11 protein-coding genes and 1 pseudogene are annotated in these 13,592 nt (G+C 72.5%); 9 read left to right on the forward strand and 3 right to left on the reverse strand.

The features are described 5' to 3' along the window. The first annotated feature begins 67 nt into the window (after positions 1 to 67). From ACZ466_RS15300 to ACZ466_RS15320, 5 genes and pseudogenes are all read left to right on the forward strand, one after another. Positions 68 to 547 (forward strand): SSI family serine proteinase inhibitor, encoded by a 480-nt coding sequence (locus ACZ466_RS15300; protein WP_378288057.1) that lies wholly within the window; start codon positions 68 to 70, stop codon positions 545 to 547. 121 nt (positions 548 to 668) lie between these two features. Further along, complete coding sequence (locus tag ACZ466_RS15305; RefSeq protein ID WP_378288056.1) at positions 669 to 1,094, forward strand: CBS domain-containing protein; 426 nt, start codon at positions 669 to 671, stop codon at positions 1,092 to 1,094. A 179-nt stretch (positions 1,095 to 1,273) separates the two neighbouring features. After that, positions 1,274 to 2,035 (forward strand): ANTAR domain-containing protein, encoded by a 762-nt coding sequence (locus ACZ466_RS15310; protein ID WP_378288055.1) that lies wholly within the window; start codon positions 1,274 to 1,276, stop codon positions 2,033 to 2,035. A 106-nt stretch (positions 2,036 to 2,141) separates the two neighbouring features. Then, positions 2,142 to 4,289: a SpoIIE family protein phosphatase gene (locus ACZ466_RS15315; RefSeq protein WP_378288054.1), complete on the forward strand. Its 2,148-nt coding sequence runs from the start codon at positions 2,142 to 2,144 to the stop codon at positions 4,287 to 4,289. Between the two features lie 128 nt (positions 4,290 to 4,417). Next, positions 4,418 to 4,882, forward strand: a pseudogene (locus ACZ466_RS15320) (DUF6328 family protein); the annotation flags it as partial. Here the strand turns inward: ACZ466_RS15320 and proS are convergent. Further along, positions 4,876 to 6,324 carry a proline--tRNA ligase gene (proS, locus tag ACZ466_RS15325; protein ID WP_378288052.1) on the reverse strand — a complete coding sequence of 483 codons (1,449 nt, stop codon included), beginning with the start codon at positions 6,322 to 6,324 and terminating at the stop codon, positions 4,876 to 4,878. The pseudogene ACZ466_RS15320 and the gene proS overlap by 7 nt on opposite strands. A gap of 40 nt (positions 6,325 to 6,364) precedes the next feature. Then, complete coding sequence (locus ACZ466_RS15330; protein ID WP_378288051.1) at positions 6,365 to 8,470, reverse strand: hypothetical protein; 2,106 nt, start codon at positions 8,468 to 8,470, stop codon at positions 6,365 to 6,367. Positions 8,471 to 8,535: 65 nt separating this feature from the next. Between ACZ466_RS15330 and ACZ466_RS15335 the strand changes: the two genes are divergently transcribed. Further along, on the forward strand, positions 8,536 to 10,233 hold the full coding sequence (locus ACZ466_RS15335; protein WP_378288050.1) for a proline--tRNA ligase: 1,698 nt from the start codon (positions 8,536 to 8,538) through the stop codon (positions 10,231 to 10,233). Positions 10,234 to 10,508: 275 nt separating this feature from the next. Here ACZ466_RS15335 and ACZ466_RS15340 read toward each other — a convergent pair whose 3' ends face one another. Further along, on the reverse strand, positions 10,509 to 10,931 hold the full coding sequence (locus ACZ466_RS15340) for an ATP-binding protein (RefSeq protein WP_378288049.1): 423 nt from the start codon (positions 10,929 to 10,931) through the stop codon (positions 10,509 to 10,511). Positions 10,932 to 11,019: 88 nt separating this feature from the next. Here ACZ466_RS15340 and ACZ466_RS15345 point away from each other — a divergent pair, with 88 nt between their 5' ends. The 3 genes from ACZ466_RS15345 (at position 11,020) to ACZ466_RS15355 (ending at position 13,550) form a co-directional block, all read left to right on the forward strand. Further along, positions 11,020 to 11,868: a helix-turn-helix domain-containing protein gene (locus tag ACZ466_RS15345; RefSeq protein WP_378288048.1), complete on the forward strand. Its 849-nt coding sequence runs from the start codon at positions 11,020 to 11,022 to the stop codon at positions 11,866 to 11,868. Next, complete coding sequence (locus ACZ466_RS15350) at positions 11,865 to 12,107, forward strand: DUF397 domain-containing protein (protein ID WP_378288047.1); 243 nt, start codon at positions 11,865 to 11,867, stop codon at positions 12,105 to 12,107. The genes ACZ466_RS15345 and ACZ466_RS15350 overlap by 4 nt, the downstream gene beginning before the upstream one ends. A 285-nt stretch (positions 12,108 to 12,392) precedes the next feature. Beyond that, positions 12,393 to 13,550, forward strand: a complete 1,158-nt coding sequence (locus ACZ466_RS15355) for a methyltransferase domain-containing protein (protein ID WP_378288046.1) — start codon at positions 12,393 to 12,395, stop codon at positions 13,548 to 13,550. Positions 13,551 to 13,592: the final 42 nt, after the last annotated feature.

Below are 13,592 nucleotides of genomic sequence, written 5' to 3' on the forward strand. Positions count from 1 at the left end.
TCGATACATTGAGCGAGGTCGCAGCGCAGGCCGCTGCGCAGAACCGCCCTTCCCTACTGGAGCATCGATGCCGCATCTCGTCGCCACCGCGCTCACCGGCGCCGCCCTCGCGCTGCTGCCGGCCGTCCCGCCCGCGCCGTCGGGGGGCCTGCCCGGCGGGCTGCCCTGGCCGGTCGGTGCCGCCGCCGCCGGCACGGCGGACCCGGCCGCCGCGCCTCCCGCGCCTCCCGCGGCCGTCACCGCGAGCTTCCTGCGGCTCACCCTCACCCACCCCGGGCAGAGCGGCGTCGCGCCGCGCACCGTCACCCTGCTGTGCGAGCCCGCCGGCGGCACCCACCCCGAGGCGGGCCGGGCCTGCGAGGAGCTGGGCCGCTCCCAGGGCGTGATCGGGCGCAACCCGCGCGCCGACACCGCCTGCCTGATGATCTACGCGCCGGTGATCGCCGAGGCCAGTGGGCACTGGCACGGCCGGCCCGTGCGGTTCCGTACCGAGTACGGCAACGACTGCGCGATGACGGCCGCCACGGGGGCGGTCTTCCGGTTCTGAACCGCCCGGCGCCGACCCGCCGCGGTTTTCCCGCCCGGCGGCCGCATACCCTCCCCAACTCCGGGTAGAGCGGACCGGACGGGTTGCCCGGAAGCCGTACCGACGGGGAGGCCACCTCATCATGTCCCGGAGAATCGGCGAGGTCATGACGGCCGGACCTCGGGCCCTGCCGCTCGACGCCACCCTCTACGAGGCCGCGCGCATCATGCGGGACCAGGGCATCGGCGACGTGCTGGTCACCCTCGCGGGACGGCTGTGCGGCGTGATCACCGACCGCGACATCGTGGTCCGCGGGGTCGCCGACAACCGGGACCCGGCGCACACCCCGCTCAGCGACGTGTGCACGGCCGAGCCGATCACCCTCGGGCCCGACGACGACACCGACACCGCGCTGCGGCTGATGCGCGAGGAGGCGGTCCGGCGGCTGCCGGTGGTGGACGACCAGAACCGCCCGCTGGGGATCGTGTCGATCGGCGATCTGGTGATCGCGGACGGGGCCGGCGCGAACGTGCTCTGCGACATCAGCAGGGCCCCGCCGAGCCTCTGAGACTCCCTGGATCTGAGCCTCCCCGAGACCCTCTGGACCCCTCTGGGCGCCGCCTCCGTGGCGGCGCGTGACGGCGGTGACGCGCGGGGCTACCGGGCCCCGCGGGGACGGCCTGTGTGCAGGCAGGTAGATGTCTGGAGACAGTACGAATCCCCGGTTGCGCGCGGTACCGTCGGCTTGTGCCGCCCACCGAGTCCGTGCTCACCGACCAGCTGGCGATGGAGATCGCCCGGCTGGGCGTCGTCGGGGTGTCCTCGGACATCGGCACCCTGCGCCGCGTGACCGAACTGGCGCCGCAGGCCGTGCCGGGCTGCGCCGGCGCCACCAGCATCCGCTGGGCGCTCCCGGACGGCGACGAGCGTCCCGAACCGCTGGCCTCCGCCGCGAGCCACCCCGACCTGGCCGAGATCGTCGACCGTCAGCTGGCCCGCAGGCACGGGCCGGTGTTCGACGTCGTGGGAACCCGCACGCCGGTGAGCTCGGCCGACATCCTGGCCGAGACCCGCTGGCCCGAGGCGATGACCGACATGCTGTGCCGCGGCGTGCGCACGTTCTCGACGACCCCGCACCTCAACGAGCCGGTCCTGGTGACCCTGACCCTCTACGGGGTGTCGCCCCGCGCCCTCGCCACGGGGCAGCACGCCCTGGCGTCGCTGCTGGTGGCGCAGGGCAGCGCGGCGATGTCGAACGTGCTCCAGTACGGCAGCGTGCACCGCACCGCCGTCCAGTTGCAGGAGGCGGTGGAGGCCCGGGCCGTGGTCGACCAGGCCAAGGGCATCCTGATGCACGCGCTGGGCTGTGACGCCGACGAGGCGTTCGCCGAGATGCGGCGCATCTCCCAGACCCGCCATGTGAAGCTGACCGCGCTCGCGCAGCGGATCGTGGGGGACCAAGGACTGCACGGGGCCACCGGCCATGCGACCGACGACGGTGCCGGCTAGGCGCACCAACGGTGAGGACGTAGGCTGCGCTCGGCGGCCGCCGCAGCGCGCTGACCAGCACGGCCCGGTCTCACCGTGCCCCCTCGGACCGTAGGGAGATCTCGCGATGCCCGACCATCTCGAACCCGAGACCATGATGCGCGAGATCAGTGATCTCGAAGGCCGGATCGGCGAGCTCCGGCAGGCCGCCGGGATGCCCGCCCCCGATCTGCGGGCCACCCTCGACGCGGCCCTGGTGGAGCTGGAGCTCGCCCTGTCCGCGCTGCGCACGATCGGCACCGGCCGGCCGGGCGCCGCCGGGCACTCGGCCTCGGCCGAGACCGAGCGGCGGGTGCTGCGCACGGTCTTCCAGGACGCCCCCGTGCCGCTGTTCCTGCTGGACCGCGACACCAGCGTGCGGCGGGTCAACCGGCAGGCGGCCACGCTGCTGGGCACCTCGCCGGGCTACGTCTCGGGCAAGCAGTTCACCGCGTTCTGCGATCTGGCGACCCGGGCGGCGCTGCGCTCGCAGCTGGCCGCGGTGGTCCGCACCGGGCGGCGGCGGCGCGTGGCGGTCCGGTTCATGGGACGGGACCGGCCGATCGACGCGACGGTCACGCTGGCGCGGGTGTGGATCCGCGGCGAGCCCGATCCGATGGTGGTGGCGGTGGCGGGGGCCGCGGGCTCGCCGGTCACCCGGGAGGCCGGTGAGGCGGCGGCGGACGGCACCCGCCGCGAGCCCACCGCCCGGCAGCACGCGGCCCGCGAGCACGCCGTCCAGGAGGCCCCGGCCGCGCCGCCCCCGGACGGGCAGGCCCCGGATGTGCGGGAGCCGGCGCGGCCGCCCTCGGGACGGCTCTCGGCGGTGCCGCGTCCCGCGGCCTCGCACGCCGACGACGACCAGGCCGTGGCCACGATCGTGCACCGCATGGACGTGCTGGCCAACGCCTCCGAGCTGCTGCTGGACGAGCCGGTCTTCAACGAGACGGTGGCGGTGCGCCGCTGCGCCCGGCTGCTGGCCGCGGAGCTGGCGGACTGGGCGATCATCGATCTGGTCGGCGCGAACGGCTCGACGCCCCAGGCGGCCCAGGCGGCGGCGCAGGCCGCCCAGAACGCGCGGTCCTGGCAGGCGTCCGGGCAGGACGATCCGGCCGCCGCCGACCCGGCGGGCGCGCTGAGCCGCCAGGTGGTGATGGGCCCGGAGGACGACCGGTCGGTCGAGGCCACCCAGGCCCTGGAGGAGCTGGCGCCCGATCCCGGCACGCTGCCGTACACGGTCTTCACCACCCGGCAGAGCGCGCTGCGCCCGCACGTGGAGGAGCTGGACCTGCTGGGCGTCGGCGCGGACGGGCAGCCGGTCTGCGGCACGATCGGCGCCACGTCGGTGCTGTGCGTCCCGGTCGAGGACGGCGACCGCTGCCTGGGCACGATCACCCTGGCGGGCAGCGGCGAGCACGGCCCGTTCGACCTGCTGGACCTGGCCGTGGCGCAGCGGCTCGGACGCTACCTGGCGCTGGTGATCAGGGCCGCGCGGCTGTACCGGCGCCGCGCCGAGGTCGCCGACACGCTGCAGGCCAGCCTGCTGCCCAAGCGGCTGCCCGAGATCCCGGGCGTCGACCTCGGCGCCCGCTACATGACGGCCACGCACGGCGCGGAGGTCGGCGGCGACTTCTACGACGCGTTCCGCACCCGGGACGGCTGGGGCCTGGTGCTGGGCGACGTGTGCGGCAAGGGCGAGGACGCGGCGGCGGTGACCGCCACGGCCCGGCACGGCGCGCGGCTGGTGTCGCGGTGGCGGTCGGGCCCCGGCGAGGTGCTGTCGGCGGTGAACGAGGCGCTGATGGAGGAGGACCGCTTCGTCACGGCGATCATGGCGGAGCTGGAGCCGGCGGGCGAACGGGTCCGGATCTCGCTGGGCACCGCCGGGCATCCCCCGGCCGTGGTGGTCCGGGCGGACGGCGTGATCCGCACCGCGTCGCGCGGAGGCGTCCCGCTGGGCCTGTTCGACGACTTCGAGGCCGGGCTCGACTTCCTCGACCTGGGGCCGGGCGACACGCTCTTCCTGCACTCGGACGGCGTCCTGGAGGCGTGCGACCTGGCCCGGCAGGAGTTCGGGCAGGAGCGGCTGCTGGAGACGCTGGCGGGGACGGCGGGGCGGCCCGTCCAGGACATGCTGGACGCGGTGCAGGCGGCGCTGCTGGACTTCTGCGACGGCGACCTGCGCGACGACGTGTCGATGCTGGCGCTGCGGGTGCTGCCCCAGTCCCTCGCCTGATCGGCGCGGGCGCCACCGCATGATCGGCGAAGGGGCGACACGCCGACTAGAACCCTTTTGCAGGGGTATGTCCGGGTTCATGATTCCGACGGACGGCCCGCCCCCCCAACCCGCGCAACGAGACCGAGCACGAACGCCTCGACCGGCAGCTGATGGAGCTGCTGCAGGGGTTCCGCGTCGCGGTCACGGGCGTCCAGGTGCTGTTCGCGTTCCTGCTCACGGTCCCGTTCGCGCCCGGCTTCGACGAGGTCGACGACGACGGCCGGTACCTGTTCTACGTCGCGCTGTTCGCCGCCGCGCTGGCCTCGATCTGCTTCATCGCCCCGGTCACCCAGCACCGGATCCTGTTCCGGCTGAACCAGAAGCCGCTGCTGATCCGGCGGGCCAACCGGTTCGGCATCCTGGGCGCGGTCGCGCTGGCGGTGTCGATCACCGCCGCCACCACCCTGATCATCAACACGCTGGTGTCGGACTCGGCCGCGATCGCCGTCGGCGCTGTCGTGGTGGTGCTGTGCGCCTGGGCGTGGTTCGTCCAGCCGCTGCTGACCCGCCGCGCGGCGCGGCGCGCGGCGGGCAACGGCGACGATCAGTAGGACTTGCCGAAGATCACGCGCTTGCCGTAGGCGGACGGCCGCCCGCACTTCACGCAGGCGCCGCTCTCCTCCGGCCCGTCGGCCGGGATGACCCGCGGGGTGGCTGCGGTGTCGGCCTTGATCTCGTCCTCGCACTCGGTGCGGCCGCAGTGGAACACCCGCGCCCAGCCGCCGGCGACCTGCTCGCCGAACGCGGCGAAGTCGTCGACCTCGGCGGTGTGCTCGTCGCGGAACGCCTCGGCCCGTGCCAGCAGGAACGACTGGAAGTCGGCCAGGATGCCGGGCAGCAGCTCGGGCACCTTCTCCAGCGGGATCTGCTCCTTGCCCTGCCCCTCCTCGGTGGGCAGGCGGCGGGCGAGGGTGGCGACGCCGCTCTCCAGGTCGCGCATGCCCAGCTCGATCCGGACCGGGACGCCGCGCATCTCCCACTCGTTGAACTTGAAGCCCGGCGACAGCTGCGGCCGGTTGTCGTCCACATGCACCCGGATGCCCATGGACTTGATCGCCGCGCCCAGCTTGCGGGCCTCGGCGGCGGTGTGCTCGCCCTGCTCCTTGCGCCCGATCGGCACGATCACGACCTGGTACGGCGCCAGCCGCGGCGGCAGCACCAGCCCCTTGTCATCGCCGTGCGTCATGATCACGCCGCCGATCATGCGCGTGCTCAGGCCCCAGGACGTGGTGTGGGCGAGCTGGAGCTTGCCGTCCTCGTCCTGGTACTGGATCTCGAACGCCTTGGCGAAGTTGGTGCCGAGGTAGTGCGAGGTGCCCGACTGCAGGGCGCGGCCGTCCCGCATCATGCCCTCGATGGTGTACGTGCGGACCGCCCCGGCGAACCGCTCGCCCGGCGTCTTCTCCCCCGCCACCACCGGGATCGCGCCCAGCTCGCGCGCCACCGACGTGTAGGCGTCCAGCGCCCACATCGTCTCCCGCATCGCGTCGGCCTCGTCGGCGTGCGCGGTGTGGCCCTCCTGCCAGAGGAACTCGGTGGTGCGCAGGAACATCCGGGGCCGCATCTCCCAGCGCACGACGTTGGCCCACTGGTTGAGCAGCAGCGGCAGGTCGCGGTGCGAGTCGATCCACTTGGCCATGTACTCGCCGATGACCGTCTCGGAGGTGGGCCGCACGACCAGCGGCTCCTCCAACTCCTTGCCGCCCGCGATGGTCACCACGGCGAGCTCGGGCGAGAAGCCCTCCACGTGCTCGGCCTCGCGCTTGAGGTAGGACTCCGGGATGAACAGCGGGAACACGGCGTTGTCGTGCCCGGCGTCCTTGATCCGCCGGTCCAGGTCGGCCTGGAGCAGCTCCCAGACCCGGTAACCGTACGGTCGGATGACCATCGTGCCCCGCACCGGCCCGCGGTCGACGAGCTGCGCCTTGATGACCAGCTCGTTGTACCAGGCGGAGAAATCCTCGCTCTGGGGTGTCACACCTTCTCGACTCACGCTCCGAGGGTACTCACTCCCGGCGGCCTGCCAGGACTCATTACCGCCGCGCACCGCGATCTCGGCCCTCGGCGAGCCTGTCGGCGGTGAACTCGGCGAGGCTGATCTCGTAGACGGTGTACTCGTGGATCTCGCCGTCCTGCTCGTAGGTCCCGACGCCGTCCCCGAAGCGCCGCCGTACCGCCGCCAGCGCCGCCTCGACCTCGTCCGCGGTGGCGAGCGCCTCCGGCGGCATCCCCGAGAGCACGTCGAGCAGCAGGCCGAAGCCCTCGCCGCCGTCGCAGTCCTCGCAGTCCTCGCAGTCCTCGTCGACGTGGTCGTGGACGTCGCACGGGGTCTCGGGAAGCTCGGCGCGGCGCCGGATCTCCGCCGCGACGAGGTCCGCGGTCTCCGGCAGCCCGATCGACTGCAAGGCGATCTTCGCGTTGTGGCGGGTGTCCCGGTAAATCTCCCAGTCCTCCAGGATCGCGAACAGGATCGGGGTCGCGGGCGCCGCCGCCGGGCCGATCCACTGGAGCGCCGACATGAGCCGGTACTTGGTCGTCTCATCCCGCATCCACCTCCCGCCCTCCTGGTCGGCAGGAAGCGGGAACGCCCGCAGCGCGTCGCACAGCGCCGGGACGGCGGCGGCGCCCCGTTCGGCCAGGGCCGCGGAGGTCAGCACGCCGAGGAAGTTCCCGATGCCCGGCAGGCTCGCGATCAGCTCGTCCGTCGTCGGCGCGGCCTCGCCGGTGAAGTGCCCCAGCAGCCTTCCGGCCGTTCCGGCGGCGATGCCGTCCGCGCGGTCGAACATCCGGTAGAGCGCGGTGGTGGTGGCGTCCCGGTCGATCTCCGCCAGCGCGATCACGGCCGCCTCCCGGACCTCCGGATCGTCGGCCCGGACGACCAGGGTCTCCAGCGCCTCGACCACCTCCGCGCGCGGGAACGCGGCGTCGAGCGCACCGGGTTCCCCGAGGGTGCGGGCGGCGCGCACGGCCGCGGGGCCGTCCGCCCAGTGCGCGCGGACGTCCTCAAGAAGGATCTCGACGTCCAGTTCCGCGTCCGGGCGGGACGGCCGGCCGACCCGATCGGGCATGAACCCGCCACCGCGGGACCGGGCAAGGATGTGCACCTGGCCGCCCGCCCCGCCCACCAGCCACCGCCGCCCGTCCGGCGTTCCGGCGGCGGCCGTGAGCGCCCACGGATCCTCGTGGCCGTGGGGCACCGCCGGACGGTCCGCGGGCGCGGGCGAGAAACGGGCGAGCGGTCTGGGCTCGTGCATGCGCCACAGCGCCGCCGTCCCGTCCTGTGACGCCGACAGCACCAGCCCGACGCGAGGGGCGAGGGCGAGCGCCCGCACCCGGCCCTCGTGCGCCCGGACGCGCCCCAGACGGTGGCCGGTTCGGGCGTCCCACCAGGTCAGGAAGCCGTCCCGGCCACCGAGGACGACCAGCGGCGCGTCCGGAAACGCCGCGATCGCCGTGGGCCGCTCGTCCGGGGCAATCGCGGCGACGGTCTCGCCCGAGGCGGCGTCCAGCACGGCCACGCCCTCCCGGCGCGGCGACACCACGAGGCGTCCCGTGTCGCAGGCGCACATAGGCCACTGGCGGGCCGGCTCCTCCCACTTGCGGGCCCAGACGAGCGCGGGATCCGACCACCGGTCCGCGGGAGGCATGCGCCAGGCGGCGACCTTGCCGTCGGCATGGCCGGTGACGATGAGGTCCGAGGCGGCCAGGGCCAGCGCGTCGAGCGTGCCGGACCAGTGGAACCGGCCGTGCCACGAGCCGTCCAGCGCCCACCACCGCAGGTCGCCGCGGTCGGCGACCATGGCCGACCGTCCGCCGTGCCCGAGGATCAGCGCCCCCGCGTGGTTCCCCTCGCCCACCTGCCGCCATTCCAGGCGGCGGTCGGCCAGCGTCCAGCGAGAGGCGCCGCACCCTGAGGTGACCAGCTCCGTCTCACCGGTGAAAACGACACCCGTGACCGGGAGATCGCCGACACCGCCCACCGAGGCCCGCAGCACGCCGTAACGCAGGTCCCAGAACCGGACCTCACCGGAGCGCGAGCCCGTCGCCCCCAGGTCGCCGCCGGGTGAGATCGCCACGGCCGTCACGCGGTCGCCGTGGTCGCCGTCCGGTGCGCGATAAAGATCATCATGAGCGGGCATCACCGTGTGATAACACTGTGCCGCACGTCCTGTCGCCGCATTTTCGCCCCGAAGGGAGCACGCCGATGCGCTGGTCGCGGGCCCACATCCCGACCCTCCGCGACGACCCCGCGGAGGCGGAGGCGCCAAGCCACCGCCTGCTGCTGCGGGCCGGGTACGTCCGGCAGCTCACCGCGGGCCACTACTCGCTGCTGCCGCTGGCGGTCCGCGTCCGCACGAAGATCATCGACATCGTGCGGGACGAGATGGACCGCATCGGCGCGCAGGAGATGCTGCTCCCCGCCCTGCACCCGGCCGAGCCGTGGCGGCGCTCGGGACGCTGGGAGCTGATGGGCCAGGAGATGTTCCGGCTCCGCGACCGCCGGGACGCCGACCTCGCGCTCGGCATGACGCACGAGGAGATCTTCGCGACGGTCGCGCGGGAGCTGAGCTCCTACCGGCAGCTGCCGCAGCAGTGGTACCAGTTCCAGACCAAGTTCCGGGACGAGCCGCGCCCCAAGGGCGGCCTGCTGCGCACCCGCGAGTTCACCATGAAGGACGCCTACAGCTTCGACCTCGACCAGGCCGGGCTGGACGCCTCGTTCGACGCCTACCACGGCGCGTACACGAGGATCTTCGAGCGGCTCGGCCTGCCGGTGCTCGCGGTGGAGGCGTCCAGCGGCACCATGGGCGGCGCAGGTTCGACCGAGTTCATGTGCCCGGCCGAGGCCGGCGAGGACCTGGTCGTGCACAGCCCGGAGTGCGGCTACGCGGCCAACGTCGAACGCGCGACCTCCCAGCTACCCCCGGCCGACGACGGTCCTGGCGAGCCCGCGCCCGAGCCGTTCGACACGCCCGGCGTCCGCACGATCGAGGACCTCGCCCGCGACCACGCCGCCCCGGCCGACCGCCAGATCAAAACGCTCGTCTACCTGCTCGACGAGCGGCTCACCCTCGTCCTGCTGCGCGGCGACCATCCCCTGAACGAGCAGAAGCTGGTGGACGCGACCGGCGCCGCCGAGCTCCGTCCCGCCGAGGCCGCGGAGATCCGCGCGGCGCTGGGCGCGCTGCCCGGCAGCCTGGGCGCGGTCGGCGTCCGGGACCTGCCGGTGATCGCCGACGAGGCGCTGCGCGGCCGCCGCGCCATGTTCACCGGAGCCAACCGCGACGACGTCCACCTGCGCGGCGTGGACGTCGAGCGCGACATCGAGGTCGGCACCTGGGCCGACCTGCGCGAGGTGCGCAAGGGCGAGCCGTGCCCCCGCTGCGGCGAGCCGCTCCGGATCACCCGCACGATCGAGGTCGGGCACATCTTCAAGCTGGGCGACCGCTACGCCCGCGCGCTGGGCGCCGAGGTCCTGGACCCGGGCGGAAAGCGGGTCCCGATCACCATGGGCAGCTACGGCATCGGCGTCGAACGCGCGTTGGCGGCGATCGTGGAGGTGCACCACGACGACCGGGGGATCGTCTGGCCCACCGCGGTCGCCCCGTACCAGGTGGCGGTGGTCGTGGCCCAGTCCAACGACGAGCCCACCGCCCAGGCCGGCGAGACCCTCTACCGGGACCTGCTGACCGCCGGCATCGAGACGATCATCGACGACCGTCCCGAACGCGCCGGGGTGAAGTTCCGCGACGCCGAGCTGACCGGCATCCCCTACCGCCTCACCGTCGGCAAGCGCGGTCTGTCCGAAGGCACAGTCGAGGTCACCCGCCGCGCCACCGGCGAAACCGAGAAGATCCCCATCCCCGAAGCCGTCCCCCACCTGCAAGCCCTCCTCGCCTAACCCGCCGTCTACGGAGCCCGGTGCCGCCCTTGGCGGTGGCCGACGTGGCCAGCACGGCCACAGCGCACGTAAGGAGCGTCCACACCAGAATCGCGACACCGCCGCCCGCGCTCATGAAGGCCACCAGCAACGAAGGCGACTCGATACCCCATCTGGTCTGCTTGGCGGTGGGCTGCCCGCGTATCCGACACAGGCCCCGCCGGAGAGACGCGGCAGGGCCGACCGCCGGTTTGCGGGGCCGCACGAGCACGTTGGACGGCACACCCGCCACACGGCTAGATCTCGAACCACGAGAGTAGTCGCCCGTCGGCATCGACACTGTGCCCCGAACTCTTCGCCAACGCCTCCACGAGGAGAACACCCCTGCCATTGGCGCGCAGCTCATCCTCGGCACACCGCGTCGGCGTGGTCTTCCCTCCGTCGTCCAGAACCTCGACCCGCAGCACGTGACCACTCGTACTCAAGGTCAACGTGACCACTCCGCCATGACGCGAGTCGGAGTGGACGACGCTGTTGGTCACCGTTTCCGAGCTGAGCAGGACTGCGTCGTCCACCCGCTCGGCCTCGACGGGACAGTACGTTCCGATGATGTCGGCGACGAACCGCCGGAACACCCCCACGCTCGCCGTCTCCCCAGGCAGTGTGACCGCGCCCAGGACTCTCCCCTCCGCCGTTGCGGCATCGCATCGCTTGCTCAAATCTCACCCTCCTGTGATCGTTCGGTGGCACACTGTGACCGTCAGAACATAGTCCTCAACCTGTTACCTAACAAGGTGGTTGCTAATAATGAGCGCTTCGCTCGTGCTGCGACGCCGCCTCGCGGCCGAACTCCGCGCCCTCCGGCTCGCCCATCAGCTGTCGCAGGACGAGGTCGCCCGGGAGCTCGACGTCTCCTCGAACAAGATCGTCCGGATTGAGAACGCCCAGAGCTCGGTCAGCACGAGCGACCTCAAGCAGCTGCTCTCGCTGTTCCAGGTGGACGCCGACACTCGGGACCGGCTGCTCGACCTGGGGCGGGACGCCCGCAAACGGGGCGGCTGGTGGTCCGCCTACCACGACCTGCTGCCCGGCCCATACGTCCAACTGGAAGCCGCGGCAGCCGAGATCCGCAACTACCAGCCGACCTTGCTACCCGGACTGCTCCAGACGCCCGAGTACATGCGGTCCCTGATGCACAGCACCGGCTCCGCGCTCGCCGTCGAGGAGGCGGAACGCCGCATTACCGCGCGACTCCAGCGTCAGGCGCGGCTCACCTCGGCCGACCCGCTCGTCCTGCACGCCCTCATCGATGAGGCCGCCCTGCGGCGCACAGCGGGGCAGCCACAGATCGCCGGAGATCAGTTTCGGCATCTCATTGAGATGGCGGCCCTGGACAATGTCCACCTGCGCGTGGTCCCGTACACGGCGGGCCTGTACCCCTCGGCCGGCCATCCGTTCGTGATCCTCGGCTTCCCAGAGCCCGTCGACCCCGACGTGGTCCTGGTAGAGAACCGGGCTGGAGAGCGCTACTTCGACAACGCTCAGGAAGTGGGCGGGTTCCACGCCGACTTCAAGCACATCGCCGAGAGCTCCTTGTCGGAAAAGGCGACCCTTGTACTGCTTCGCAGGACATTGTCCGAGACGATGGGGCGGTGACCTATGACATCAGCAGAGCCGTGTGGCGCAAGAGCAGCCGGTCCGACACCGCCGCGAACCAGTGCGTGGAAGTGGCCCGGCTGGGCTGCGTCATCGCGGTCCGCGACTCGAAAGCCCCCGACCCGCCGCACCTGGTCCTGACGGCAGAAGCCTGGGCGGGCCTGGTCGGACGGATACGCGGGCGCGGCGCACAAGGACGCGAGGGCTCGGCGCCCGACCCACAGGAATCCACCATGTGACTCTCACGTGGGCGATCCGCCCGGACGAGGCGCACTGCCACTGAGCCTGGCCTGAACCGCTACGCCTCCCCGAGTGCCATCGGCCAGTAAGTGCGTGCCATCTTTCCAGCCATTTCCATGCAGGACGCCTTTTCGTAGTGTTCACGTTGGTGTTCAGCAGAGAGGATCAAGGAAATGGGAAAGCACGATGACAACAAGGAGAAGGACGGCCAGTGGGACAAGCCGATCCCTCCGGCGGAGAAGGACAACCCCAAGGACGGCGGCAAGCACGAGAAGGGCAAGTAGGTGGCCGAGACCACGAGTCGACCGGCCGAGCTGGCCGCGAGGCTGATCGACTCGGGCGCGCTCGGTGTGGATTGGCGGGCGGCGTTCGAAGCGGTACCCCGGCACCGATTCATCCCCGACACTGTCTGGACCGAGGACGGTGAGCGCCTGGTCCCCGTCCACCGGGCCGACGACGAGGCCGCGTGGCTGGAGTTGTGTTACGCCGACGACGCGGTGATCACACAGGTGGACGACGGCGTCCCCGCCGAGCCGGGCCAGGTCGGGCACGAGATCACCAGTTCGGCCAGTCGCCCGGATGTGGTGGCGTTGATGCTGTCGGCCCTGGAGGTCGAGCCGGGCATGAGCGTATTGGAGATCGGGACCGGGACCGGATGGAATGCGGCGCTGCTGGCCGAGCGGCTCGGAGCCGACCAGGTGACGTCGGTGGAGGTGGACCCGCTGGTGGCCGACCATGCCCGTCGCGTGCTCCGGGAGGCGGGCTACCAGGTCACGGTCGCGGCCGAGGACGGCGCGTTGGGCTACGAACCCGGTGCGCCGTTCGATCGGGTGATCGCGACTGTGGCCGTTGACCGGGTGCCTCAGGTGTGGGCGGCGCAGACACGGCCGGGCGGTCGGGTGCTGGTGCCGTGGACGACCGATCTCCACAACGGGGCGCTGGTGGCGTTCACCGTGGGCCGCGAGGATGCGGGCGCGGTCATGCGGGGCCGGATCGTGGGGAACGTGCAGTTCATGCGGCTGCGTGCCCAGCGCGGCAAGCGCGCGTCGCTGGCCCGTGACGTCCGGCGGACCGGACAGGCCCGCCGATCGGTGACCGACCTGCACCCTTCCCACGCACTGGGTGAGTACGATGCGTCGCTGGCGGCCGGGTTGCGGGTGCCGCACTGCAAGCTGATCGTCTCCCACGACGGCGATGGCGGGTACACGGTGTGGCTGGTGGATCCGTGGTCGGGTTCGTGGGCGAGCCTGGAGCACGAGCCGGGTGCGGAGTCGTTCCCGGTCCAGCAGTCGGGCGCCCGGGATCTGTGGGCGGAGGTGGAGGCCGCCTACCACTGGTGGGACGGGCTCGGCCGTCCGTCCGCTGATCGGTGGGGCCTGACCGTGGCCCCGGAGGGTCAGTTCGTCTGGCTCGACGTCGAGGAACACCCCATTGACCGGTAACGGGCCGCCGTCGTCGCCAGGCGCACTGAGCGTCCCACCACC

Source organism: Actinomadura rugatobispora (assembly GCF_055379765.1).